The organism is Prosthecobacter sp. (assembly GCF_044227185.1).
Lineage (GTDB): Bacteria > Verrucomicrobiota > Verrucomicrobiia > Verrucomicrobiales > Verrucomicrobiaceae > Prosthecobacter.
The window spans coordinates 445363-470152 of the sequence record NZ_JBGAFO010000007.1; the positions used below are offsets into that span (position 1 = coordinate 445363).

Sequence of the window (24790 nt, forward strand, 5' to 3'; positions counted from 1 at the left end):
GGGAGCACAGCAGCCAGCCTGTTCCCTTACCGCTCTTCCTTCGCCCGCCTTTGCTCCCGGCGCACCTCCCGCATCCGTCGGTAGCCCACCAGCTTCTTGTGCTGCTCGTCCCACAGCCGGTAGGCCAGGGATTTGAAGCTCATGCGGATGGTGATGGGCTTCACCTGCTGAAACACCGGGTGCGACTTGTGGCAGCGCTCCAGATAGTAGTTCGGGATGCGCGAGCTCAGGTGGTGAATGTGGTGAAAGCCGATGTTTCCAGACAGCCACTGCAGCACGCGCGGCAGCTTGTAGTAGGAGCTGCCCTGCAGAGCTGCGGCCGTGAAGTCCCAGTCCTCATGCTCCTCCCAGTACGCGTCTTCAAACTGGTGCTGAATGTAGAAGAGCCACACACCGCATGCCCCGGACACCCCGGTCACGATGGCCTGCAGGATCAGGTAGTTCAGCGGGCCATAGATCCAGCCCATGATCACCACCATGCTCAGCAGCGCCAGGTTCATGTGCCACACGGAGTCCCGCTCCCGCCTGTCACTGCCATTCCGCGGCACACGCTGCAGAAGGACGAAGAGCACAAACGGCGCGATGACAAACAGCACCACCGGGTTTCGTGCCAGCTTGTAGGCAAAGCGTTTCCAGCGGGAGGACTCCAGGTACTCCTGCACCGTCATCGTCCACACATCTCCCACGCCGCGCTTGTCCAGGTTTCCCGTGGTGGCATGGTGCAGGGAGTGCTCCCACCGCCACTGATAGTAGGGCGTGAAGGTAAGCATGCCCGTGATGAAGCCGGTGATGTCATTGGCCTGGCGCGACTTGAAAAACGAGCCGTGCCCGCAGTCGTGAAAGATGATGAACACGCGCACCAGCAGCCCGCCCGCCAGCACGGCCAGCGGCACCGCCAGCCACCAGGACACCTTCAGCGCAAAATACATGCCCGCCCACAGCAGGACGTAAGGCACCAGGGTATCCACTAACTGCACCACCGCCCGCCAGAGCGACGGCTTTTGAAACCTGGCCACAATGGCCTTCCACTCCGCCACCGTGGGAAACCGCGGCTGCAGCGCGGAAAGAGCAGCACCATTCGCATTCATAACTTCCCTTTCTGTTGGTTGGTTTGTCTGAAGAAACAATAGCTCCAAAATGCCTTTTTTCAAGCCGAGTCAGCGCATGCACCGCCTCTCATGAAATAGATCGAGTGCCGGGTGTGGATGGGTTGTATGTGGGAAGGGCCGGCCACGGTGGGGCAAAGCACGCCCCAGGTTAAACCGCGCAGGCCCGCACGCCGATCACTGGCATTCCATGGACCTCCCGGGCCCGGCCTCTTCTTCACTCACGGCCTGCCGTGGGCAAAGGAAGTGCTGAAGTGAGCAGGCCGCGCGCAGGCAAAGACAAGGCACGTGCAGGCCTACTGGAAACCACTATGCCAAAATTGCGGTCTCTCACGAGCCCACGTACCGTATCGGCCCACAATATCGCAAACTCCGCCTCGCGGCATCATAGCCCTCGTGAACTCAAACCACGAACGCGCTATGAACACCACCACCACCCACACCACCCCCCGTCAACGTTTCATCATGAACCTCGCCGAGAGCGAGCTGTTTCAGCACTACCAGAAAGCCTTCCACACGCTCACCAGCCTGCCCCTGAGCCTGGAAGCGGCCAAAGACGACGCCCACATCGACTCCATCGTCACAAAACAGGGCGTGGCCGGCGTGGTGGAAACCCAGGTCCCTGTGCGGGTGGGAAAAAACACCATCGCCGTCATGCTCACCGGCGGCGTCCGCCTTCAGCCCGCCACGGCCGAGACCTTCGCCCCCGTGGCCAAGGCGCTGCTTGACGACAACCGCACCGCCGCGGAAATCCGCGGGGCAAAGCTGCAGTTTGAGCACGTCCCCGTCATGGAGCCCGCCCGCTACGAGGCCGCCGTGGCCATCCTGCAGTCCTTTGCCCTTCAGCTCGGAGACAGCGCCCACCGCCTCCTGTTTGCCACCGCCACGCATGAGCCCGAAGCCGTGCGCAATGCCAAGTCCTTCATCCACGCCCACCTCGCCGAGCCCATGTCCCTCGAGGCCGTGGCCAGCGCCGTGAACGTCAGCCCCTTCCACTTCTGCAAGCTCTTCAAGCGCGCCACCGGCCTCACCTTCACCGACTTCGTGAACCGCGCCCGCGTCGAAAAGGCCAAGCGCATGCTCATGAAGCCCGCCGCCCGCATCACCGAAGTGGCCTACGATGTCGGCTTTCAGAGCCTGTCTCATTTCAACCGCAGCTTCCGCCGCATCGCCGACGAATCCCCCACGGAATTCCGCAGCCGCATGAAGCACGGCGGTCCGGCCCTCATGGCCGCATAAAAATTTGTCGCCATGTGCATCGCTCTGCGGTGTTTCGACGACATTGCCCCGGAGAGGACGCCTGAGCGCGTTGGGCCACCCTTTCCGGGGTTTTTTGTGTAAAGTACTTGCGAGCTTTAGCTCGCTCTGGGAGCGCACAACTGCCCCCGGACTGCCTGCGGCCAATGGTGCCCTTTCGGCGCGCTGCTTTGTTTGCGTTCCTGTCCGTGCAGAGGCTTTGGCGGGCCGACACCACGGGGGCAAAAAAACCACGTTCAGGCGCAGACGCTCTTGCCAGAACGAGCTAAAGCTCATGACTACTTTGGCGGGATGCACTTGACCCCCCGCCCCCTCTGCGCACACTCGCCGTTCACTCCTCCCACCCCTGAACCGAGAACCTAGAACCCCGAACACCTTTTTATGAGCCGGAAAATTCGTTATGGCATGATCGGCGGCGGACGCGGCGCCTTCATCGGCGGCGTCCATCGCATCGCAGCATCGATCGATCAGCAGATTGAACTCGTCTGCGGCGCATTTTCCTCCGATCCCCAGCGCTCCAAGGACAGCGGCGCCGACTTCTTCCTGCCTGCCGAACGCTGCTACGGCAACTTTGAAGAAATGATCCGCACGGAGGCCTCCCTCCCGGCGGACAAGCGCATGGATTTCGTTTCCATCGTCACCCCCAATCACATGCACTTTCCTGCGGCCAAAGCCGCGCTGGAGGCCGGCTTCCACGTCCTTTCTGACAAGCCCGCCACCTTCAATCTCGCCCAGGCCAAGGAACTGGCGGGCATCGTCAAGGCCACCGGCAAGCTCTACGGCGTCACTTACAACTACACCGGCTACCCGCTCATGCGTCAGGCCCGCCAGATGATCGAAGAAGGCAAGCTGGGTGAGATCCGCAAAGTTGTCGTCGAGTATCCCCAGGGCTGGCTCGCCACCATGCTGGAAAACACCGGCCAGAAGCAGGCCGCCTGGCGTGTGGACCCCGCCATCTGCGGCGCCGCCGGCTGCATGGGAGACATCGGCACCCACGCCATCAATCTCGCTGAATACGTCACCGGCCTCCACATCAAGGAGCTCGCCGCAGACCTCACCATCTTCCTCGCCAAGGAAGGCCGCCGCCTGGAGGACGACGGCAATGTGCTCCTCCGTTTCACCAACGGCGCCAAAGGCGTGCTGCACTCCAGCCAGATCAGCGTCGGCTGTGAAAACAACCTCAGCCTCCGCGTCTACGGCTCTCTCGGCGGCATCGAGTGGTCCCAGCTCGACCCGAATACCATGATCGTCACCTCCCTCGACAAGCCCAAGCAGATCTATCGCACCGGCCTCGGTTACCTCGGCAGCGCCGCCGCCGCCGCCACCCGCACCCCCTCCGGACATCCGGAAGGCTACCTCGAAGGCTTCGCCAACATCTACAAGAACTTCGCCAACCACGTCCGCGCCGTGAATGCCGGCACCCCGCCGAACCCGCTCGACATGGACTACCCCACCATCGAGGAAGGCGTGGCCGGCATGGCCTTCATCGAGGCCGTCGTCGCCTCCTCCGCCAACAACGCCGCCTGGACCCCGCTGGACTACACGCCAACCACCCGCGCAAAATACGGCGACGCCACGCTGAGCAGCGACCGCGGCGGCCTTTCTTGAGCGCGCGATAACGCAAAACGAAATCATGGAGCGATGCCGGTCTGCGCTGGCATCGCTCTTTTTCTATCCGTCGGGTTTTTCATCGCCTCGCGGAAGACACGGCTGGCAGCGCGACCTTCCAGCAGGAGATGCGCTTGCTGCTCGGCGTGAAGACCAGCACGGTCTCCGCATCCAGCGCGGTCATGCACGTGTTTCCGCCGCTGACTTGGGTCACCACCCGCGCGGCGCTCCACTCGCGCCCGTTGCCATCGTGAGAGAGATGCAGGAAGCAGCCAAGTTTGGTGTGCGCGGTGAGCAGCACCAGCGTGCCATTCGGCATGAGCAGCAGGCTCGGCAGTTTCCCCGCCACGATCTGCCGCTGCGGACCCGCCACGATTTTTTCCACCGGCGACCAAGTCGTCCCGCCATCCGCCGAACGCGCGGCGACGAGTGCCGCCTGCTCGCTGCTGCCGGTTCGTATGACCGCCAGCAGCGCTCCATCCGCCGTGCGTGCCACCGCAGTCTCCAGCCACGGCGTGGTGGGAGCGGCACCCGCCTTGACCATTTCCGCCGCGGTGGTGATGGTGGAAAGCACAGACCAGTTCCGCCCGTGGTCCGCCGAGCGCAGCAGCAGTGCACGCGTGCCCGTTTTTCCCCAGGCATACGCAGGCATCAGCCACGCCCCTTTTCCATCTTCCAGGAGATGCGGCAGCGGTCGTGCGATGATCCCCATCTCCGGCGGACAATGCAGCGTGGCCACCCCGGTGCTCCAGGTGCGCCCCTGGTCCTTTGAAACGGCGATGGCATACGCGTCAGCGGGCACATCCGCACCTGTTTGCTCGCCACGCTTTTTGGGGTCCGGCACCCATCGAATGCCAAAGGCCGCCAGGCTGCCGTCTTTCATGCGATCCTGCCAGAGATCGATGCATTTCGCCACCGGCCAGTCGTCCGGGCCTTGCGTCCATGTTCTTCCACCGTCAGCCGAATGGCTCGCACCCGTGCCCGCCGTGCCGCCAAAGTCGTCGGGATGATTCGGATAGACCAGCGTGACCCGGCTCGCTCCCGCTTCTCCTGCAACCACCGCCCATCCCGCACCCGTGATGCCTGCGCGTTCAACCACCGTGGCCGCTGGCGCGGCGTTGTCACCGTCAGCGGCCGCGGCCTCGCGCGTGCAAGGAATCAGCAGCGCAGAAAGAATGCTGAGAATGCTGCATTTCATGGTGGCAGGTCCGCCTCTGGTTACGGCGGGATCTCATCATTCTCATCAGGAATCATCATGGCGGATAACCTCAGTCCTCCGGCGGTGCTGAAGCCGCGGGCTGCTGCTGGGGCGGAGCCTCCAGGCTCACCCCGTTGCTGGTGCGCTCAAGATTGGGATCAAACGCGAATTCAAAGATCGCCCCGTCCAGGGTGTTGAGAAACCAGTCTCGCATCAGCTTCGGATCATTTGACACAGCGGCCTCCAGCATGGCGCGGCCCCTCGCGCCATCAAAAATGTCAAAATCGATCCTCAGCAGCTTTTTGGTGTCAGTGCGAGGCAGTGCGGAAGCGCGTTTTTCCATTTCCTCACTGAACTCAGGATCATTCGTCGTCGCGCTGATGACGCGGTCCAGCAGAGCGTTGAGCTCCTCGCTCTCCTGCGCCTGCCCCTTTTTCATTCCAGCGAAGCGTTTCAGCATGGCATCCACTTTTTGCTGCACCTGGGGAGAGACAGCGGGAGGCCGGTAATGCGGCCTTGCGGAAACGGCCGCAGGCTCCGGTTTGCCCTGAACGACGGGTGTCACCCGCGGCGCAGGCCGGCGCGCCTCGGCAGGTGGATGGGGCGGAAGAGGCTCTTGCATCAGGGGTAAGCTCAGTGCGGCGGCGGCCGTGGCCGTGGCCGTGGCAATCAGGACTTTCGTGGACGTGGTCATGGCAAGGAATGTGGAGGTCGCGGAAACCGTGGCAGGCGGCGCGGCGCTGCTTCCCGCGCCGCTTAAAGCCAGCTTCCCCAGCGAGCCGCTCAGCGTCGCAGGCAGGGCGGCGGCCGCTGTGTGCTGCGCACTCAGGAACACCGCCAGCCCGGCACCGCACATCATGCCCTGGCGGCGCAGGTTCGTGCGCAGTTCGCACACTCCCGCCTCGATCTGACGCGAGATCGTGGACTGGCTCACTCCGGCGCGCGCCGCCATTTCCTGCTGCGTGCGGCCTTCCAGATAATGCGCCACCAGCAGTTCCCGCAGTGCTTCCGGCAGTTCGTTCAGCGCGGCATCCACCTGCGTCTCCAGTTCCTCCCACGCAGGCTCGCCGCTCGCACTGCTGCTGGCGATCTCCGCCGCCACCGCCGCCTGATCCTCATGCCGCCTGCGGCGGGACTCACCGCGCCGCGCGTTGCAGGCCTTGCTCCAGGCCACGCGGTGCAGCCACGCCGCCACCGTTTTCACCCTGCCCTGCCCGCTGCGTGCCAGTTCCAGAAACGTCTCCTGCGCCACATCCTCCGCCAGCGCCGCATCTCCCGTCACCCGCCGCGCCGTCGCAAACACCATCCCCCCATGCTCCCGCACCAGCACGGCAAAAGCCTCCGCGTCACCTTGGCGGTGGTAGCGTGAGAGCAGATGCTGGTGGGCGTCCATCATAAAGAGAGTGTCATACGAAAGACACCGGCCGCAGCATCTTCATGCACGAAATGTGGGCTTCCAAGATGTCAGCAGTCACAGTGTTAGACGCACCCGCCTTCCCCCGGAGCGGTCCAGACAGCACCCGTCGTCCCCGCCTGCCCCCTAAGTGAGCCGCGCCTGGCATTCACCTCTTTCTGAGGTAAGAACAGGCATGTCCACGCTCACCCTCGAACTCGACAGCGCGCTGGCGCGCTCCCTTGAGGAATCTGCGCGCCGTGAGCACAAGCCCGTGGCGGCATGGGCACGCGAACGCCTGCGGATCGCCGCCATGGAGACAGAGGCGGAAGTCACGGGTCATCCCCCCGGCTGGCTCAGACTGTTTGGCAGCATCGACGACGAGACCTTCACCGCACCCGAACGCACCGCCACAAAACCGGCGGTGCGGCTGGATGATGCCTGAACACACCCCGGGCCTGTCGCTTGAGGATTGGACAGCTTGATTATCTCTCCGCACTCCCAGTTCACCTTTAATCAAAACGGGGAGAACAAGCCTCACGCTCATTCTCCCCGCTGCAGTGAATCTTATCAGGCTCAGATCGAAACCGGCTTGCCGCTGGCTGCAGACGCATAGATCGCGTCGATCACCTGCATCAGGCGCAGAGCCTGCTCCAGCGTGTTCAGCGGCTCGGCCTTGCCTTCCAGCACTTCGATGAAGTTCGCGGCGGAGTCGATGCGGCCCATGTCCTCGCACGCGGGGACGGTGATGCTGCGGTTCACGCTGTGGCCGTTTTCCTGCACGTAGAGCTCGCACGCGTCGATGGCCGTGTTGTCCAGCCCGTCGATGCCGAAGAGGCGCTGCACGCAGCCGCCGGCCTTGGTGCCCTGGAAGACCACGGACACTTCCTCACGCTTCACCATTTCCGCCCAGGACACCTGCAGGGAGAGCACCTGCCCGCTCTTGAAGGTGACAAAACCGTGCGCGGAGTTTTCCACATCGGTGATGCCGCCCACGCGGTCCGGGATGCCCCAGGGGCCCTTGAACTGCTTGTCCGTGATGAAGTCGGAGAAGGTCTGCCCCAGCACATGCGCAGGCTCGGGATAGCCCATGAAGTACATGGCCAGGTCCACCATGTGCAGCAGGTCGATGAGGGAGCCGCCACCGGCCAGCTCCTTCGTGGTAAACCAGCCGCCAAATCCAGGAATGCCCGTGCGGCGGATCCACTTCGCCTGCGCGGAGTTGATGGTGCCCACCGCTCCCTGCTTCACATATTTCATCATCGCCTGCGATTCCGGGCGCGCGCGGTTGTTGAAGTTGAAAAGCACCTGCTTGCCCGCCTTCTGTGCGGCGGCGATGATCTCCTTCACCTCATCCGCATGCAGCGCCGGCGGCTTCTCGCAGAAGACGTGCTTGCCCGCTTCCAGGCACTGGATGGCCAGGGACTTGTGAAATTTGTTCGGCACGATGACGCTCACCGCATCCACCTCCGGCGCAGCCAGCATGGCCTCCACCGTCTCATACGGCGTCGTGATGCCCCACTTCGCCGCCGCCTTGGCCGCTGCTCCGGGCGCCGCGTCGCACACGGCGATGATTTCCGCCCCTGCTTTGCGGAATCCCGCCGCGTGATACTGCAACATGCCGCCGACTCCGATGACTCCTACTTTGATGGCCATAAAAAAGGTGATTGATTAAGATGGTTGGTGAATTTGTCCGAGGGCCGCGAGGATGTCGATTGACCCCGGTGGAGTCAAGACTTGAAAACACAGGCGCTGAAACAGCGGCGGCAAAATCCCTGCTCTCCCCGCCTCATGCAGGCACGTTTTCAAACCGCGCCCCCTCCCGCACCGCCGCCATCCATTCCACCAGCGCCGCAGTATCACTCGGATCGCGCAGCCTCACCCGCGCGGCGGAGTCCACCTCGGCCCCCACCATGAAGGTCCAGCCGTCCTCCAGCTCACGAAAGGCATCAAGGTCCGTCACGTCATCCCCCATGAACGCCGTCGCGCTGGAAGGCACCTGGCAGCGGGACATGAACCAGCGCAGCGCCGTGCCTTTGTCCCATTCGATGGCGGGGCGGATCTCCCAGATGCGTTTCGCGGGCCGTATCATCAGCCCCTTCACGCCTTCCACCGCGGCTCTCACCAGCGCCTCGATTTCAGCATGCGCCCCTTCTTCCGCCATGCGGTAGTGGACGGAGGCGCTCAGCCGCTTGTCCTCGATCCACACCCCGGGCAGCGGCGCCAGGTCCCGCGCCAGCCGCGCCATCACCTCACCCAGCACGCCCACCGTCGCCTCTGCCGCTGGCGCCAGCAGCGTGCCTCCTTCATACGAGGCCATCTCCAGCCCGTGGTTCCCTGCATACAGCACGCCCTCCAGCGCCGTCCGCTGCTGCAGATCTGCAATCGAGCGGCCCGAGATCAGCACCAGCGCCACTCCGGGCTGCGCCATGAGCCGCTGCAGCGCCTGCCGCGTGGGAATGGGCAGGCGCGCATCATCCGCGTGCGAGACCAGAGGGGCGATGGTCCCGTCAAAATCACACCCGATGAGAATGCGCGGCTGCGATGTCAGCCACGCGTGCAGCGCTTCACGGGTGGCGGGGTCGGTCCAGTCAGGTGTCATGGTTCACGGTGCTCTCGGCGGTATCCAGTTTCATGAGGTGGCTGAGGATGTTGGCCGCCCACCGGTACACGTTGTTGCTGGCCACCTTTTCACGCATGCTTTTCATGCGCCGCTGCCGCTCCTCCGGCTCCATGGTCAGCGCGCGGTGCATGGCCTCCGCCGTGTCATGGATGGCAAAGGGGTTCACCCCCAGCGCCGTGTCCAGCTCGCGCGCGGCGCCGGTGAATTTGCTCAGGATCAGCACCCCGTCATTGTCCGCACGGCTCGCCACAAACTCCTTCGCCACCAGGTTCATGCCGTCATGCAGCGAGTTCACGATGAAAAAGCGGCACAGCCGGTGCAGCGCCACCATGTCCACCAGCCCATGCTGCTTCTTGAGAAAGGTCACCGGCTGCCACCCCTGCCGTCCCCACCGCCAGTTCACATGCTCCACCAGTTTTTCGATCTCGTCCTCCGCCGCCTGGTACTCCGGCAGGTGGGAGCGGCTCGGCGCCGCGATCTGCACAAAGCTGAATCTTCCGCGCCATTCAGGATGAGTCTCAATGAAATAATCCAGCGCGCGCAGCCGCTCCGGAATGCCCTTCGTGTAGTCCAGCCTTTCAATGCCCACCCCCAGCAGGCGGTCGCCCAGCCTTAGCTTCCGGCGCCATCGTTCCATGGCCTCCTCCACCTCCGTGCTCAGCGCCAGCGCTTCATTCGCCACAAAGTCGATGCTGATGGGAAACGGCCGCACGCTGGTGATGTGCCCGCCGCGCGTGATGTTCCATCCTTCCCGGTCCACCCGGGCCTCCAGCGTGCTGTCCACCGTCTCAAAAAAGTTCTGGCAGTGGTTTCGGATGTGGAAGCCCAGCAGGTCATTTCCCAGCAGCCCCTCCACCAGCTCCTGGCCCCATGGGCAGGTGCGGAACATCTCACGGTTCGGCCACGGGATGTGCCAGAACTGCGCCACGATCAGCTTCTCCCCGCCCATCTCCTTCACCATCCGCGGCAGCAGGCAGAAGTGGTAGTCCTGGACGAAAACGATGGCCCGCTCTCCCCCGGCTTCTTCAATGACGGCCTGCGCAAAGATGCGGTTCACCTCCTGGTACGCCTCCCAGTTCGCCAGCCGGAACACCGGCCGTTTGAAGGCGATGTGGCACAGCGGCCACAGCCCCTCGTTCGCAAATCCATAGTAATACCCCTCCTCCTGCTCCGGCGTCAGCCACACCCGCCGCAGCATGTAGCTGGGGTTTCCCGGCGGCACCGCCAGCCGCCCCTGCGCGTCCGCCGTGTCCCGGTCCGCATTCCCCGCCCCATGGGCGATCCACGTCCCCTTTGAGGCCGCCATGATGGGCCGCAGCGCCGTCGCCAGCCCCCCCGTCGTCTCAATGCATTCCAGATCCCCCCCTTCCCCATACCGGTGCATGTGCGGCTCCCGGTTGGAGACCACAATGAATTTCACGCCGCTCAGACGTGTCTCGATCAGCTCTCGTAGTTCCTCCTTCGTCCATCTGCGGCTGGAGATCATAGTGTCATCTCGGTTGAGGGGCGGTCAGATTATTTTGCAATGTCGGCACAGCTACCACCCACCTGTGGGCCGAATAGTGGTTACCCCTGAGAAATCGCATGCCGCAGGGCCGCAGGAGGTAAAAAACCACCCAGCCGTGAACAAGGAAGAACAACCCTTTCCGTCCACGGGCGACATCGCCCGCCTCGTGCATCACATTCAAACGGAATGGCATGGACTCAGCCGCGGGCTGCGCCAGGTGGCCGAGGCCGTGTCCGATGTGAAACTCGGCGCGGAGGGCGCTCAGGGCTGCCCCATCTACGTCTCCCGCTCCGAGGATCTCCCCCGCGTCCAGCACATCTTCGAAAAATCCCTCTCCTCCGGCCAGATGACCACTCTGCGCTTGAAGGTGCTGCCTCCGGACCCCGCACGCATCGATGAGCACGGCCTGCTCTTTCTTCCAGGCCGCTACGTGGTGCCCGGCGGCCGCTTCAATGAAATGTATGGCTGGGACAGCTACTTCATCGCCCTCGGCCTGCTCCGCCAGGGCCGCGTGGCCATGGCCCGCGCCATCGCCGATCAGTGCCTCTACCAGGTGGAGCACTACGGCACCGTCCTCACGGCAAATCGTACCTACTACCTCACCCGCTCCCACCCGCCCTTTCTCGGACGCCTGGTGCTGGCCGTTTACCGCGCCAGCGGCGACCTCGTCTGGCTCAAGCGCACCCTCCCCCTGCTGGAAAAATTCTACTACTACTGGACGGTGCCTCCCCATCTCGTGCCCGGCATGAATCTCTCCCGCTACTACGACTTCGCCCAGGGCCCCGCCCCCGAAGTCGCCCTGGGAGAAGTGGATGAGCACGGCCGCAACCACTATGAGCGCCTCCGCCTCAATCTCGCCGCCGGTGGCGAGTACGTCCAGGATGCCAGCGCCTTCCTCGACCCAGAAACTGGCGCGCTCACCACCCACGCCTACCATGCAGACCGCAGCATGCGCGAGTCAGGCTTCGACGTCAGCGGCCGCTTTGGCTTCGCCAATCTCGACATCCTCGACATCATGCCCGCCTGCCTCAACACCCTCCTCTGGCGCCTGGAGGTGGACATCGCCAAAGTACGCGCCTTTCTCGATGCCACCGCCTCGCTCAGTGTCTGGCAGGAGCGCGCCCAGCAGCGCGCCACCGCCATCAATGAGCACCTGTGGGATGAAGAAGCCGGCCTCTTCTACGACTTCGACGGCCGCGCCGGACGCCGCCGCGCCTACCCCTTCGCCACCACCTTCTGGCCCCTCTGGGCCGGATTTGCCACCCGTGAGCAGGCGGCGCGCGTGGTGGAGCGCCTCCCGGATTTTGAGGCCATGGGCGGCCTGCTCACCAGCCTGCACCTCAGCGGCTGCCAGTGGGACAAACCCTTCGGCTGGGCGCCGCTGAACTACCTCGCCGTCATGGGCTTGCACCGTTACGGCTACCGCCACGAAGCCCGCCGCATCGCCCGCCGCTTCGTCACCCTCGTCATCTCCGAGTTCCGCCGCACCGGCATGCTCTTTGAGAAATACGACCTCGAAGGCATGACCAGCGACGTCACCGGCAAGATCCAGTTTGGCTACCCCTCCAATGAGCCCGGCTTCGGCTGGACCAACGCCTGCACCATGGAGCTCCTCGACTACCTCGGCTGCCTCGGCGACCTCGACACCGAACAGACCTTCACCGCGAGAATCCAGCTCCCACCGCGCACGCAGAAGACCCCGGCCTGACCCCGGAATCGTCCTCGTCCTCCTACTCGAACTCAGCTTGCCCTTCGTAGCTTCAGCGAAGAATGGGTCCTCGGTCAAGGCGCTTCGCGTGAGTAAAACGGGTCAAAAATGCGCACCGCCTGAAGCGTACGCAAAGCACCAGCGTGCCCGCACACCCACCCCCAATTTACAATTTCCATTTTTCAGTTCCCAGTTTTCAGTCCCTCCACCTTCCGCAGCCTTCCCGTCCCCACGCCCCTTCGTCATTCCTCATTCTGATTTCGTCATTCCTTCCGTCACGTCATGCCCCCCACTCTCCGCCCCGCCACCCCCGCCGACCTCCCGGCCATCAACGCCATCTACAATCACTACGTGGAGCACAGCACCTGCACCTACCAGACCGTGCCCAGCACCGCGCAGGAGCGACAGGACTGGTTTGACGCCCACGGCCCCGAGCACCCCGTCATCGTCGCCGAAGAAGACGGCCACATCATCGGCTGGGGCTCCCTCAGTCGCTTCCACCCACGCCAGGCCTACTGCCACAGTGTGGAGGATTCCATCTACCTCCACCACGAGCATCAGGGCAAAGGCATCGGCAGCCTGTTGCTCGGCAGGCTCATCGAGCTCGCCCGCAAAATCGGCCATCACACCATCCTCGGCGGCATCGATGCCGACCAGGCCGGCAGCATCGCCCTCCACGCCAAATTCGGCTTCGTCAAAGTCTCCCACCTCAAGGAAGTCGGCCACAAACACGGCCGCTGGCTCGATGTCCTCTGGATGCAAAAAATGCTGTAGCCGCAAAGTTGCCCAGTTGCGCCGCAACTGAAGTCTTTCCGAGGGCTTGCAGCATCCCTGCGAAATTTTATTCTATGCTGTGGTTCTGTCTCCGCCAGCAAAGCTTGACCTGCCTGCGCTCAGTGCGGCGGTCCGCCCTGTGTGCGAACGCTACGCCGTCGCGCGCATGGAGTTGTTGGGCTCGCGCGCCAGTGAACTTTCGCATGAGGCAGCGATTACGATTTTCTTGTCACATTCCTCCCGCATGCCAATGCGGGCCTGCTGGAAATGGGCGGCTTAAAAGAAGACCTCGAACAGCAGCTCGGACATAGCGTGGATCTTCTCAGCCGGGCCGCCGTCGAGCGCAGTGGCAACCCCTACCGCAGGCGCTCCATCCTCGCCGCGCCCCTCACCGTGTATGCTCAATGAGAAACAACACGGTCTGCTGCGGGATATTCTCGACTCTTCGGCCTTGATCAGCCACCCGTGCACTTAAAATCATTTTGCACCCGATAAATCGGGGGCGGCCAATGCGGATCTCCCTCTCCCCGCCCCGGAGGTGATTGCTCTGTGTTTACTTCGGGGAGAGGGTTGGGGTGAGGGGACGACGCACATCTTTCGACAACGTGCGATGCGCACTCGGCTAACCTTGCCTACCCTCAAAGGACCTCACGGCATTGAACAAGCTCTGCCTTCCATTTGGCACACCTCTCCCTCTCCCGTCTTGACCTTTTCCGCCCGCCCCGCTAGAACCGCCCTCAAACGTTCGTCTTCACGCCATGCTCAGCGCCCTCGCCCAAATGCAGACGCTCTCCCGCCGCCGCTTTCTCAGCGGCACGGCCATGGGCTTGTCCAGCGTGGCCCTGTCGGACCTGATGGCAAATTCACGCCCGCACTTCCCCGCCAAGGCCAAGCGCGTCATCTGGCTCTTCATGCACGGCGGCCCCAGCCATCTCGACCTCTTCGATCCGAAGCCCGAGCTCGTCCGCCACGCCGGCAAGCCCCTCCCCGAAAGCTACGGCGCAGTGGAGACACGCCGCAAAGTCGCGCAAAACCCGCTGCTCGCTCCAGTGAAGCCTTTCCGCAAGCACGGCCAGAGCGGCATCGAAGTCAGTAACTTCCTGCCCAACATGGCGCAGCTCGCCGATGAAATGTGCGTCATCCGCAGTTGCCATGGTGACAGCGTGAACCACCCGCAGTCCGTCTATCAGATGAACACGGGCTCCATCCAGATGGGCAAGCCCAGCGTGGGAAGCTGGGTCTCCTATGGCCTCGGTTCTGAGAACGCCGACATGCCCGCCTTCGTCGTCATGCCAGATCCCGGTGGTGGTCTCAAAGGCGGCCCGCCCTCCTGGGGCAGCGGCTACCTCCCCGCCACCTACCAGGGCACCACCATGCGCGCAGGCGGCAGCCCCATCCTGGACCTGCAAAGCCCGCAGACCAGCGCACGCCAGCGCGCCACGCTGGATCTCATCCAGCAGATGAATGCGCGGCACCTGGCGCAGCACGCGACAGACAGCGAGCTCGACGCCCGCATCCGCAGCTACGAGCTCGCCTTCCGCATGCAGAGCGCCGCGCCGGAGGCCGTGGACCTCTCCCGCGAAACGGAAGCCACCAAGCACCTCTACGGCATCGACGACCCCACCACCCGCGAATTCGGCACCCGCTGCCTCCTGGCGCGCCGCATGATCGAGCGCGGCGTACGCTTCGTGCAGCTCTACTCCGGCGACACCAATGGCTGGGACGCTCATGAAGACGTGCTCAAAAACCACACCGAATACTGCGCCCGCACGGACAGGCCCGTCGCCGGCCTGATCATGGATCTCAAACAACGCGGCCTCCTCGAAGACACCCTCGTCATCTGGGGCGGTGAATTCGGCCGCATGCCCATGAGCGAAAAAGGCGTGGGCCGTGATCACAACCCCTGGGGCTTCACCACCGTGCTCATGGGCGCCGGCGTCAAGCACGGCCACATCCACGGCGCCACCGACGAGTTCGGCCTCCGCGCCGCCCAGGACAAAGTCCACATCCGCGATCTCCACGCCACGATTCTCCATCTCCTCGGCCTCGATCACGAGCGCCTCACCTTCCGCCTCAACGGCCTCGACCAAAAACTCACAGGCGTGGAAGGCAGCGAAGTCGTCAAAGCCATCCTCGCATGAACACAATCAGTCAGGTGCATGAAGAGAAAGCAGGGGCCGTTCGGTTTTGCCGCAGAGGGGCGGAGAGGCAGAGGAAGCAGAGATTTTTAAATCAAACCTCTGCCACCTCTGCTCCTTTGCCCCTCTGCGGCAAATTCATGCGTCCCCAGGGTCTCCTCCTCGCCCTGTGCCTCTGTCTCTCAGCGCTCAACGCCCACGCCGTCTCCATCCGCGCCTCCGCTGATCCCGTTAAAGACGAGCGCCCCATCAAGGCGGAGGACAAAGACCACTGGGCCTTCAAGCCTCTCCAGCCCACTCCCGAAAAAACGGGCATCGACGACCTCGCCAAACCCGCCTCCGCTCCCGCAGATCCCGCCACCCTCATCCGCCGCCTCACCTTCGATCTCACCGGCCTCCCGCCCACTCCCGCAGAAGTCGAAGCCTTTTCGAAAGCATGCATCCAGGATCCAGCATCTAGCATCGAGCATCTAGTGGACCGCCTCCTCGCCTCCCCCCGCTACGGCGAACACTGGGCCCAGTGGTGGCTCGACCTCGCGCGCTATGCAGACACCGACGGCTTTGAATACGACGCCGAGCGCAAGCATGCCTGGCAGTACCGCGACTGGGTCATCGACGCGCTGAACCGCGACATGCCTTTCGATGCCTTCGTGCAGCACCAGATCGCCGGGGATTTGATGGAAGACGAAACCGCCACCGGCTTCCTCTTCTCCTGCCCGGACATGCCGGACCTCAACAATCAGAACGAGCGCCGCCACGTCCTGCTCAATGACATCGCCAGCACCGTGGGCGCCGTCGGCCTCGGTCTCACCGTCGGCTGCGCGCAGTGCCACGATCATCCCTACGATCCCATCAGCCAGGCCGACTTCTACCGCCTGCGCGCCTTCTTTGACAACACCGTCCTGACCAAGAACAGCAAGCCGCTCGGCCCCGCCGTGCGCATCTACACCGAAGGCATCCCCGCCAGCACCGTCTTTGTGCGCGGAGACTTCAAACGCCCCGGCCCTGAAATCCAGCCGGCGATCCCGCGCGTCTTTGGTGACACGCCCGCAAAGGCTGACCGCACCATGCTGGCGCGATGGCTGGCCAGCAAGGACAACGCCCTCTTCCTCCGCACCACCGCAAACCGCCTCTGGCAGCAGCACTTCGGCAGGCCCCTCGCCGCCGTGCCCGCCGACCTCGGCCACCAGGGCGAAGCGCCCACCAACCCCGCGCTTCTCGACTGGCTGGCCGCCGAGCTGCCACGCCAAAACTGGAGCCTCAAGCGCCTGCACAAAGTCATCGTCATGTCGCAGACCTACCGGCAGTCTGTGTTCGTAGTTCGGCCTTCAGGCCGTCCGGAAGCCCAGCGCAGCCTGAACGCCCTACAACAAACGCAAACCCCGAAACGCCTCACCGGTGAAATGCTGCGCGATGCCATGCTCAGCGTCAGCGGCCAGCTCAATCTCAAAACCGGCGGCCCCGGCGTGAAGCTGCCGCTGCCAAAGGAGATCAGCAGCACCCTCCTCAAGACTCAGAACGAAATCACCAAGGACACTAGCGAGCACACCCGCCGCAGCATCTACACCTTTGCCCGGCGCAATCTGCGCAACCCGCTCTTCGAACTCTTCGACCGTCCCGATGCCCAGATGAGTTGCGCCCGCCGCAACGCCTCCACCACCGCTCCCCAGGCCCTCATGCTGCTCAATGGCGACTTCGCCCACGGCATCGCCGCAAAGATCGCCACCCAGTTGAATGAGCAGCATGGCTCCGACGCCCCCGCCCTCATCACCGCCGCCACCCTCCGCTGCCTCTCGCGTCATCCCACCCCGCAGGAAATCGAGGCTGGCCAAAAGTTCCTGCAAAAGCAAACCGCCCTGACTCCCAGTTTCCACGAAGCCCTCGCCGACTACTGCCTCGCCCTCCTAAACTCAAACGAGTTTGTTTACGTAGATTGATCCAGCGTGAAAACCCACCTCGCGTTCCGCATGCCATAAGGCACCAGGAGCGCGGGCCTCCGAGCCCGCAGCAGGTCGTCCACGCAGTTCGTGAGTAGTGTGCATTCGGCATGGCAAGCCCTTTGGCATTCGCTCCCGCAAACTCAATGGCGGCCTATGAATAACCGGGACGCGTTGCCATCGCAGAATCATCGTCCCTGGAAGCCCGCGCTCCTCTGCCCGCTTGCGTTCTGAGCCTGTGCGATAATAACATGCCCGCCGTCCACCATGCCCCCCACCCTGCCCTCCACCTCCATCAGCGGCGCCTTCATCGCCAGGCTCGGCGCCTGGCTGCAGCTCGCGCAGTTCATCGGCTTTGCCGGCACCGTGAAGGGCATCATGAAAGCCTTTGAGGCGATGAGCTCCTCCACTCCTTCCGAAGACCCCGGCCGTCTGAGGATGGCCATCGGCGAAGTTCTCAAAAGCGCCTTCACCGGCATCTGCATCTCTCTCATCGGCATTCTCCTCATCCTCATCTCCATCGTCGTCTGCCGTTACCGCGCCGTGTGGCTGTTCTGGTTCCTCTGCATCTACGGCGGCCTCATGACCCCCACCTACTTCTTCCCCTTCGGCCTGTTCTTCCTGATCTACGGCCTGCTGAAGAAGGATGAGTTTCTCAGACCGTCAGCATCCGCCATCGCAGCCTGAACAAAGGGGGAGATGGACAAAAGCTCATCATCAACAGTTGGAGCCTTGCTCGGCAAACTGGGGGCTTGGATGCAGCCAATTGCCCTAGCAGTAGCTGTCGTCGGGCTCGCAAACGCATCCAGAGCCATTCGTGGAACAGAGAATGCAGAGGAGGTCAGCCAGATCATTGGCGACATGCTTCAGTATGCACTGTCTGCGAAAGCCCTCAGCCTCGCCGGCCTTGCGCAGATCACCGTTTCCATCACCTTTTACCGCTATCGTGCGGGCTGGATGTTCTATTTCGTCTGCTTGTACGGCCTCCTCATGATTGCCATCAATGGGTGCCTGCTCTTCTTCACCAGCTTCAGTTTCGCCCTGCATTTCTGTTTCGGCATTTTCTTTGTCGGCTTCGCCTCTGTGAAGAAAGAGGAGTTCCAGCGCGCAGCCGTCGCAGCGCGCCGGCTGCCCGACTGCTACAAGCTTGACGCTTGAGCCCCTGCGGCACGCTTGACCCCCGCCCCGCGCGAACAGTCGCCGCAGGGAAGAGGCGCCCGCCCCTCCTTACTGCGCCTCCACACCCTTCACCACCGGCACAATCAACCGCGACGGATGCTCCGCATCGCAATAGACCCGGTTCGTCTGCTTCACCTTCTCTCCCTCATCACTCCACGCCCTCCCTGTCCCGGGGTTCACGTCAAAGCGCGGAAAATTGCTGGAGGTGATCATCACCCGCACACGGTGTCCGGCATTAAAGATCAGGCTCGTGGACCAGCAGTCCACCGTCACTTCCTCGATCTGCCCTGGCTTCAGCAGTTCCGGCTTCTCGCGCGATTTGCGGTAGCGCAGCCGTTGAATCCCCTCCGCCATCAGCATGCTGCGCCCATCCGGATACACATCACAGATGCGCACGGAGAGGTCCGTGTCCGCCGCGCTGCTGGAGACAAAAATCTTGGCCCACAGACGCCCGGTCACCTCCACCGGCTTGTCCAGCGCCTCGCTGGTAAAGACCACCGCATCCTCGCGCCCCTCCACCTTGCGCTGATCCATCGGTCCGCGCTCGATGGTGAGATTCGTGCCGCCCAGCGTGGGGCATGGGCGGGTGGGATCAAAGGTGAACTCGTGGTGCGCCGCTCCTGATGCGGGAGCTTCCAGCACCAGCCGTTTGTCCCCACTGAAATACACAGGCGTCTCCTTCGCCGGAATGGGCCACGCATCAGCGTAGCGCCACTCATTGCCCGGGGCGCCAGCCATGCTGGTGTCTCCCATCACATAATAGGCCACGGCGGGTTCTTTCTCGACGCCATTGTCGCTGCCTTTGAGGTAGTGCTCAAACCACCGCCCTGCATTGTACTGCTGCGGCGGTTTCGCATTGGGAAAGGTGAGCTGACCCGCGGGCATCTGGCCGATGCCGTGATGCCACGGCCCCATGATGAGCTTCTGCGTGCCCTTCGAACCCGGCGCCCCCATTTGCTGCCGCCCCACAAACTGGTCGATCGTTCCCTGCGCAAACATGTCAAACCAGCCGCCGATGTTCACCGCGGGCACATCCATCTGAGCAAACCGGGTGTTCGTGTCATTCGCGCGCCAGTACTCATCATAGGAGGGATGGGCGCGATGGATTTCGAGCGCGCGCGGGTCATACTTGTTGCTGCGGGTCCAGTTTTCCACATCCGCCTTGCGGAAGGCGCTGCCGATGTAGCTCACGTCTGAATACATGTCCGCCGGCGCCACGCTGATGTACTGCGCCTTCAGCGCACCCGGAGCCGCGCCCGCCAGCAGGTTTTGCGTGATGCCGCCCGCCGACCCGCCGATCGTCGCGATGCTCCCATTGCACCACGGCTGCTTTTTGATCCATTCCACCGTGTCCACCCCATCCTGATGCTCCCCCCAGCCGCAGCCGATGAAGGGCAGGTTCTCCCCCTCGGACTCAAAGCGTCCGCGCATGTCTTGATTGATGAAGACATAGCCGTTGGCCGCAAAGTCGCCCGCACCACCATTGTGCTTCACGCGGCTGTAGGGCGTGCGCGCCAGAATCACGGGAAAAGGCCCCGCACCACGCGGCAGATAGATGTCCGTCGCCAGCTTGATGCCGTCCCGCATGGCGATCTTCTCGGTCTGCTTCTCCAGCGGCTTCGTGTAGTCCGCCACTTGCTTCGCCCAGCTTTCGGAGGCCACGGATTTGTCCGTCGCAGCCGCCCGGGCCAGCAGCCCCTGCACCTGCCGCGCCCAGTGGTCGCCATACGTCTTCTTCACAAACTCCAGGGCCTGCACCTGCTCCGCCGTCGAAAGCACGCCACTGTGGTCCCCATCCACCCTCGCAAACAGCGCCCGCAGCTTTTCCGCCAGCGCCTCATCCGCCCACGCAGGACATAAGACCAGCGACAACGAAGCGGCGAAAAGGAAAGGAAGGGTGAGTTTCATGAAAAGCAGTGTCCCTGTAAGTGATCTGGCAGAGACAGTGATATGACAAGAATGAATGGCAGGAGACAAGCCCTCCTTGGACCGCGGGCCTCCGAGCCCGCAGCACCCCGCATCCTCTCAGAGCCCGCGAGTCCGCGGAAAGCGGTGCAAAGAAAAAATCCCCCGCTCATGCACACACCTGCTACGGAATCATTCTGCGCCCCGTCTCCCCCTCAAAAGGCGAAGGCGCCGGGATCTCTCCCGGCGCCCTCATGTGGATCGGCCCTCATAAGCCGGATTTTACCCGGAGCTATCCATCCCTTGCGGGACTTGCGGCCAGGCGGGCCGTTTCTCCTGTTCTGTCTTGCACCGCATGAGGTTTGTCGTGCCCCCTTCCTCGCGGTTGGGGCGGTGGGCTCTTACCCCGCCGTTTCACCCTTGCCTGCGCTTTCGCGCAGGCGGTTTGTTTTCTGTGACACTGTCTGTGACCGCGGCTTGCACCGCAGCCCCCACGCTTTCACGTGGCATGCTGCCCTGTGGTGTCCGGACTTTCCTCCAGCGCCCTGCCTTGCGGCAAAACACCAGCGATCACTCCGGCCGACCCGCCGCCAGAGTAGAGGCTCTGGTGAAAAGGGCAAGCCCGGGCCTGCACAGAAGAAGCCGCGAAACTTCCTCCCGGCCCCAGTGTTTCACCACTCTGCACCCGCCGCTGTCATGAAAATTCTGCCCTCCCTCCTCCTCGCCCTCACCGTCAGTTTCTCGCTGACTCACGCCGAAGACGCCCCCAAGCGCCCCGGAGCCACGGGCGCAGGACAAGGCCGTGGAAAGGTGCAGGAGATGATCCTGCAGAAATTCGACGCTAACAAAAACGGCACCCTGGACCCCGATGAAAAAGCCGCCGCCATGAAAGCCATGCAGGAACGCAAGGGCGGCAGCCCAAAAGGCGGCGCACCAGGTGCCAAAGGCGCAGCCCCCGGCAAAGGCCCGATGCAGGCAATGCTCCTCCAAAAATTCGACGCCAACAAAAACGGCACCCTCGACCCCGATGAAAAAGCCGCCGCCATGAAGGCCATGCAGGAGCGCCGGGGCAAGGCCGGTGGCGCCCCCATTCCAGGCACCAGCCCCGGCAAGGGCGACACCAATTCCGAAGGCGGCAGCAAGTTCCGCAAGCCCCCGGAACAATCAAAGTAGAAGAGGCGCAAAGAAGCAATTGCGTGGCGTAACTATCCCGGCACTTTGCAACCTTGACGCTGCTTGGGAAGCATCGTTACTGAGCGATGCTTGTGGTCATCGACACCAACGTGCTTGTCTCAGGATTGCGTTCCGTTTTAGGGGCGTCCAACGCTCTTCTCCAGCGTGCCGCGCTCGGAGATTTCCGTGTCACTGTTTCAACAGCGCTTTGTCTTGAGTATGACGATGTCCTCAACCGGCCAGGGCTGCTGCCGGGCTATACGCCGCAGACGATCGCAGCTTTCCTGGACTCTTACTGCGCGGTGGCTCGCGAGGCTTTCATATACTTCCGCTGGCGGCCTTTTTTGACTGACCCCGGTGACGATCTCGTTTTTGAATGCGCCCTCGCCGCAGGGGCGACTCACATCATCACCCACAATGTGGCCGACTTCCGAGCTGCCGAGCCCTTTGGGATTTCCATCGTGACACCGGCCCAGTTCGTGAGTATTCTACCCCCGCCATGAGCACCTTGAGCATTTCCATTCCCGATTCGATCAGGCGGAGAGTCGAATCTCTCGCGCAAGAGGACGGCGTGCCGGTGGAGGCTTTCGTGACTGCCGTCCTCACTCAACGAGTGGCCGTTGCAGATGCCGATTCATACGTTCGCAACCGGGCCAGCAAGGGCAGCGCCATGACGATGCTGGAGATCTTGCGCTCTGCCCCCAAAGCGGCCCCGGATGAGAACGATCAGCTTGCCCATTAGAGCGGCATCAAGCTCTGCACGCGGGACGTTCGCACTCGAAGCAGGCTGCGCAGCCGCGAAAGCGCATGCCCACGTCACGTGGGCTACTTGAGGCTGTCCTTCAGCACCTTCAGCAGCGCCCACTCCGCGTACTGAATGTCACTGATCTTCCACGCACCCTCCTTCTTCACGCAGTGGAAGGTGATGCGCTTCTTCTCATTGAAGTTCGTGAACGTCACCAGCACCGTGCCCTTTCCGTCCTCCACCTTCGCGGGATGGATCACGAAGTCCTTGATCTCCATGTCCTGCGCGTCGTACAGCGGATCACCATCGATCGCGCCCACCTCGCCCTTGGAATCCTTGGCATCCTTCCACAGGAGATCTCCCAGCTCCTTCGTGAAGTAGTGGTCCACCAGCGCGCGGTTCTTGTCCTGAAAAAACGGCGAGGCCTTTTTCTTCTCCGCCTTGTACAGCTCCGCGACGAGCGCATCCGGCGCAGCAGCCGCTTTGTCAGCAGCATTCAAATTCAAAACACCGGCGGCAAGAAGCAGAAAAAGAGTCACAAAGCGCATGCAGCTCTTATCGCCGCAACGGTGCCAAAGTCGAGTCCAGCCTTGAATTCCACAGCACGATTGATTGAAAGCAGATTTGTTTTTCGCCTGGAAACAGCCCGCTGCCGGAAATCACAACCGAAGCCTTGTTTGAAGGCCCTCATAGGACGGAGCCTGTGCGCCATGGCTTGATCTCTCTGCCTTGAAGGCCAACGGCCTTCCGCATCACAGCGAAGGGTTGCCGAACCTCAGCGAGGCTACCCTGGTAATGGCCACATCTCATCTGGGAAGCAAAGCCAGCGCGTTCTTCGCACGCCGCATTCACCAGCAGCGTTCACCCGCCATCTCGCCGCGCACGGTGTCGCCATCACCCACGCCCACTGTGTCACGCGCGTTTCCGTGCGGAGCGCATGACGCCTCCCCTTCACGGCGGGCAGCCATCCACACCTCTTTCCAACTGCGCCCGCCATCACTCATCCGCATCCTTCTTGCCCTTTTTCTTGGGCGCTTCCGGCAGCGGCACGCCCCTCTGCCGCGCCTCCCACTCCGCATACCCCTTCTTGCTGTGGTTGCCCACGTACTGGTAGGTGTCAAAGATCGCCTCATTGCCCAGCACACGCGGATCCTTCTCCTCCTTGAGAATGGCCTCCAGCTTCGTCCGCAGCTCCTGCTTCTTCGCGGCATACTGCGGCTCCTTCGCCAGGTTCTTCAGGCACTCGGGATCTTTGGCGATGTCGTACAGCTCCTCCTCCGGCCGGTAGTTGAAGGCCAGATCATAAAAGAACCCCTTGTTGTCCACGATCCACGATTTCGTCGGGCCGTCGTCGCAGTTGCCATAGCCCGTTTCCGGATTGCAGGCCGGCCAGCGCTCCGGGTGGTAATTGTGGCTGTAGAAAAACTCCGTCGTGCGGATGGCGCGCACCGGGTAGCCCCAGTCATTCGGCCGCCCCAGGTCATGCCGCTCCTTGCCAGTCAGCATGATCTTCCGGTCTTCCACAAAGCCGCTCTTCTCGCTGCGCAAAATGCGCGCCAGGCTGCTGCCGCTCATCTGCTCATGCTTCGGCAGGCCCGCGAGCTCCAGATAGGTCGGCGCCAGGTCACGCACATTGATAAAATCCTCCACCACACGCCCCGGCTTGATCCCCTTCCCCCAGCGCATCGCCAGCGGCAGATGATACCCGTCCTCGTAAATCTGCCCCTTCACCCGCGGAAACGGCATCCCATGATCCGAAGTCACGATGATCAGCGTGTCCTCCAGCAGGCCGGACTTCTCCAGCAGGTCCAGCGTCTGCCCGATCTGCTTGTCGCCCCACTCCACCTCGATCGCATAATCCGCCAGATCCCCCCGCACCGTCGCATTGTCCGGCAGGTAGCCCGGCACCTTCACATCATCGAGCTTTTTGCCCAGCCGCACACCGCTGTCCAGTTCATAACCACGATGCGGCTCCTTGAAGCCCATCCAGAAACAAAACGGCTGCGCCTTGTCCCTCTGCCCCAGAAAAGCTTCAAAGTTGCGCGGGTAGTCCGTCGTGGCGATCCCCTTCGTCGGCGGCTTCTGCGAGAACTCATCAAACGCCGGCCCGGCGGGATTCCGCGTGCGCCCTTCCAGCTTGAACTCCCCCGGCCCCCATCCCTTGCCGGTCAGCCCTACATTGTAGCCGCCCTTTTCCAGGAGATCAGGATACACCGCAAACTTCGGCGGGAAGATGCCCCCATGGCACACCGCTTCTTCGAGCTGCCAGGTGTTCCGCCCCGTCAGGATGGTGGCCCGGCACGGGCTGCACTTCGGGTTGGAGGTGAAGGCGTTTTTAAACAGCACACCCTCCTTCGCCACACGGTCAAAATTCGGCGTCTTCACCCAGTCGCAGCCATACGCGCCCGCATGCTGCCAGCCCCAGTCGTCAAAGATGATGAAGAGGATGTTCGGGCGCGGTGCCTCCGCAGCCCGAAGGCTGGAGACGAGGGCAAGCGCGGCAAGGACGGCGGTCAGGAGCAATCTCATGCGCGCTGAA

Annotated in this window: 21 protein-coding genes, 1 other RNA gene and 1 pseudogene; 13 read left to right on the forward strand and 10 right to left on the reverse strand. The window is 62.9% G+C overall.

Annotated features, from left to right (window positions below; genetic code table 11):
* Positions 1-26: 26 nt before the first annotated feature.
* Positions 27-1088 carry a fatty acid desaturase gene (locus tag ACILSQ_RS18555; protein WP_395745140.1) on the reverse strand — a complete coding sequence of 354 codons (1062 nt, stop codon included), beginning with the start codon at positions 1086-1088 and terminating at the stop codon, positions 27-29.
* Between the two features lie 438 nt (positions 1089-1526).
* Here ACILSQ_RS18555 and ACILSQ_RS18560 point away from each other — a divergent pair, with 438 nt between their 5' ends.
* Both ACILSQ_RS18560 and ACILSQ_RS18565 read left to right on the forward strand, forming a co-directional pair.
* On the forward strand, positions 1527-2345 hold the full coding sequence (locus tag ACILSQ_RS18560; protein ID WP_395745141.1) for a helix-turn-helix transcriptional regulator: 819 nt from the start codon (positions 1527-1529) through the stop codon (positions 2343-2345).
* A gap of 399 nt (positions 2346-2744) precedes the next feature.
* The gene (locus ACILSQ_RS18565; protein ID WP_395745142.1) at positions 2745-3971 is read left to right on the forward strand and encodes a Gfo/Idh/MocA family protein; all 1227 of its coding nucleotides are present in this window, start codon (positions 2745-2747) and stop codon (positions 3969-3971) included.
* A 79-nt stretch (positions 3972-4050) separates the two neighbouring features.
* Here ACILSQ_RS18565 and ACILSQ_RS18570 read toward each other — a convergent pair whose 3' ends face one another.
* A complete protein-coding gene (locus ACILSQ_RS18570) occupies positions 4051-5169 on the reverse strand; it encodes a sialidase family protein (RefSeq protein WP_395745143.1) in 1119 nt (372 codons plus the stop codon).
* Positions 5170-5239: 70 nt separating this feature from the next.
* Positions 5240-6565, reverse strand: coding sequence for an RNA polymerase sigma factor (locus tag ACILSQ_RS18575; protein WP_395745144.1), 1326 nt, complete (start codon positions 6563-6565; stop codon positions 5240-5242).
* Positions 6566-6758: 193 nt separating this feature from the next.
* On the opposite strand from ACILSQ_RS18575, the gene ACILSQ_RS18580 reads away from it, so the two are divergent.
* Positions 6759-7007, forward strand: coding sequence for a hypothetical protein (locus ACILSQ_RS18580; RefSeq protein WP_395745145.1), 249 nt, complete (start codon positions 6759-6761; stop codon positions 7005-7007).
* A gap of 131 nt (positions 7008-7138) precedes the next feature.
* Here the strand turns inward: ACILSQ_RS18580 and ACILSQ_RS18585 are convergent, their stop codons facing one another.
* From ACILSQ_RS18585 to ACILSQ_RS18595, 3 genes are all read right to left on the reverse strand, one after another.
* Positions 7139-8218, reverse strand: coding sequence for a Gfo/Idh/MocA family protein (locus tag ACILSQ_RS18585; RefSeq protein ID WP_395745146.1), 1080 nt, complete (start codon positions 8216-8218; stop codon positions 7139-7141).
* 133 nt (positions 8219-8351) lie between these two features.
* Positions 8352-9164: a trehalose-phosphatase gene (gene otsB / locus ACILSQ_RS18590; protein WP_395745147.1), complete on the reverse strand. Its 813-nt coding sequence runs from the start codon at positions 9162-9164 to the stop codon at positions 8352-8354.
* Positions 9154-10671, reverse strand: coding sequence for a trehalose-6-phosphate synthase (locus tag ACILSQ_RS18595; protein ID WP_395745148.1), 1518 nt, complete (start codon positions 10669-10671; stop codon positions 9154-9156). The genes otsB and ACILSQ_RS18595 overlap by 11 nt, the downstream gene beginning before the upstream one ends.
* A 136-nt stretch (positions 10672-10807) precedes the next feature.
* On the opposite strand from ACILSQ_RS18595, the gene ACILSQ_RS18600 reads away from it, so the two are divergent.
* From ACILSQ_RS18600 to ACILSQ_RS18630, 7 genes and pseudogenes are all read left to right on the forward strand, one after another.
* Positions 10808-12400 carry a trehalase family glycosidase gene (locus ACILSQ_RS18600; RefSeq protein ID WP_395745149.1) on the forward strand — a complete coding sequence of 531 codons (1593 nt, stop codon included), beginning with the start codon at positions 10808-10810 and terminating at the stop codon, positions 12398-12400.
* Positions 12401-12682: 282 nt separating this feature from the next.
* Positions 12683-13174, forward strand: coding sequence for a GNAT family N-acetyltransferase (locus ACILSQ_RS18605; RefSeq protein ID WP_395745150.1), 492 nt, complete (start codon positions 12683-12685; stop codon positions 13172-13174).
* Between the two features lie 219 nt (positions 13175-13393).
* Positions 13394-13582, forward strand: a pseudogene (locus ACILSQ_RS18610) (DNA polymerase beta); the annotation flags it as partial.
* Between the two features lie 350 nt (positions 13583-13932).
* Positions 13933-15315: a DUF1501 domain-containing protein gene (locus ACILSQ_RS18615; protein WP_395745151.1), complete on the forward strand. Its 1383-nt coding sequence runs from the start codon at positions 13933-13935 to the stop codon at positions 15313-15315.
* Between the two features lie 137 nt (positions 15316-15452).
* Positions 15453-17249 (forward strand): DUF1549 and DUF1553 domain-containing protein, encoded by a 1797-nt coding sequence (locus tag ACILSQ_RS18620; protein WP_395745152.1) that lies wholly within the window; start codon positions 15453-15455, stop codon positions 17247-17249.
* Between the two features lie 267 nt (positions 17250-17516).
* Complete coding sequence (locus ACILSQ_RS18625) at positions 17517-17936, forward strand: MotA/TolQ/ExbB proton channel family protein (protein WP_395745153.1); 420 nt, start codon at positions 17517-17519, stop codon at positions 17934-17936.
* A gap of 12 nt (positions 17937-17948) precedes the next feature.
* Entirely contained in the window at positions 17949-18407 is a 459-nt protein-coding gene (locus ACILSQ_RS18630; protein ID WP_395745154.1) for a hypothetical protein, read from the forward strand.
* Between the two features lie 69 nt (positions 18408-18476).
* Here ACILSQ_RS18630 and ACILSQ_RS18635 read toward each other — a convergent pair whose 3' ends face one another.
* Both ACILSQ_RS18635 and rnpB read right to left on the reverse strand, forming a co-directional pair.
* On the reverse strand, positions 18477-20336 hold the full coding sequence (locus ACILSQ_RS18635) for a CocE/NonD family hydrolase (RefSeq protein ID WP_395745155.1): 1860 nt from the start codon (positions 20334-20336) through the stop codon (positions 18477-18479).
* A gap of 251 nt (positions 20337-20587) precedes the next feature.
* Positions 20588-20919: RNase P RNA component class A (gene rnpB, locus ACILSQ_RS18640), an RNA gene on the reverse strand.
* A gap of 110 nt (positions 20920-21029) precedes the next feature.
* On the opposite strand from rnpB, the gene ACILSQ_RS18645 reads away from it, so the two are divergent.
* From ACILSQ_RS18645 to ACILSQ_RS18655, 3 genes are all read left to right on the forward strand, one after another.
* On the forward strand, positions 21030-21506 hold the full coding sequence (locus ACILSQ_RS18645; protein WP_395745156.1) for a hypothetical protein: 477 nt from the start codon (positions 21030-21032) through the stop codon (positions 21504-21506).
* 86 nt (positions 21507-21592) lie between these two features.
* The gene (locus ACILSQ_RS18650; protein WP_395745157.1) at positions 21593-22009 is read left to right on the forward strand and encodes a putative toxin-antitoxin system toxin component, PIN family; all 417 of its coding nucleotides are present in this window, start codon (positions 21593-21595) and stop codon (positions 22007-22009) included.
* Positions 22006-22248, forward strand: coding sequence for a hypothetical protein (locus tag ACILSQ_RS18655; RefSeq protein WP_395745158.1), 243 nt, complete (start codon positions 22006-22008; stop codon positions 22246-22248). Before ACILSQ_RS18650 ends, ACILSQ_RS18655 begins: the two co-directional genes overlap by 4 nt.
* 83 nt (positions 22249-22331) lie before the next feature.
* Here the strand turns inward: ACILSQ_RS18655 and ACILSQ_RS18660 are convergent, their stop codons facing one another.
* Positions 22332-22790, reverse strand: coding sequence for a DUF3828 domain-containing protein (locus ACILSQ_RS18660; protein ID WP_395745159.1), 459 nt, complete (start codon positions 22788-22790; stop codon positions 22332-22334).
* 457 nt (positions 22791-23247) lie between these two features.
* On the reverse strand, positions 23248-24780 hold the full coding sequence (locus tag ACILSQ_RS18665; RefSeq protein ID WP_395745160.1) for a sulfatase: 1533 nt from the start codon (positions 24778-24780) through the stop codon (positions 23248-23250).
* Positions 24781-24790: the final 10 nt, after the last annotated feature.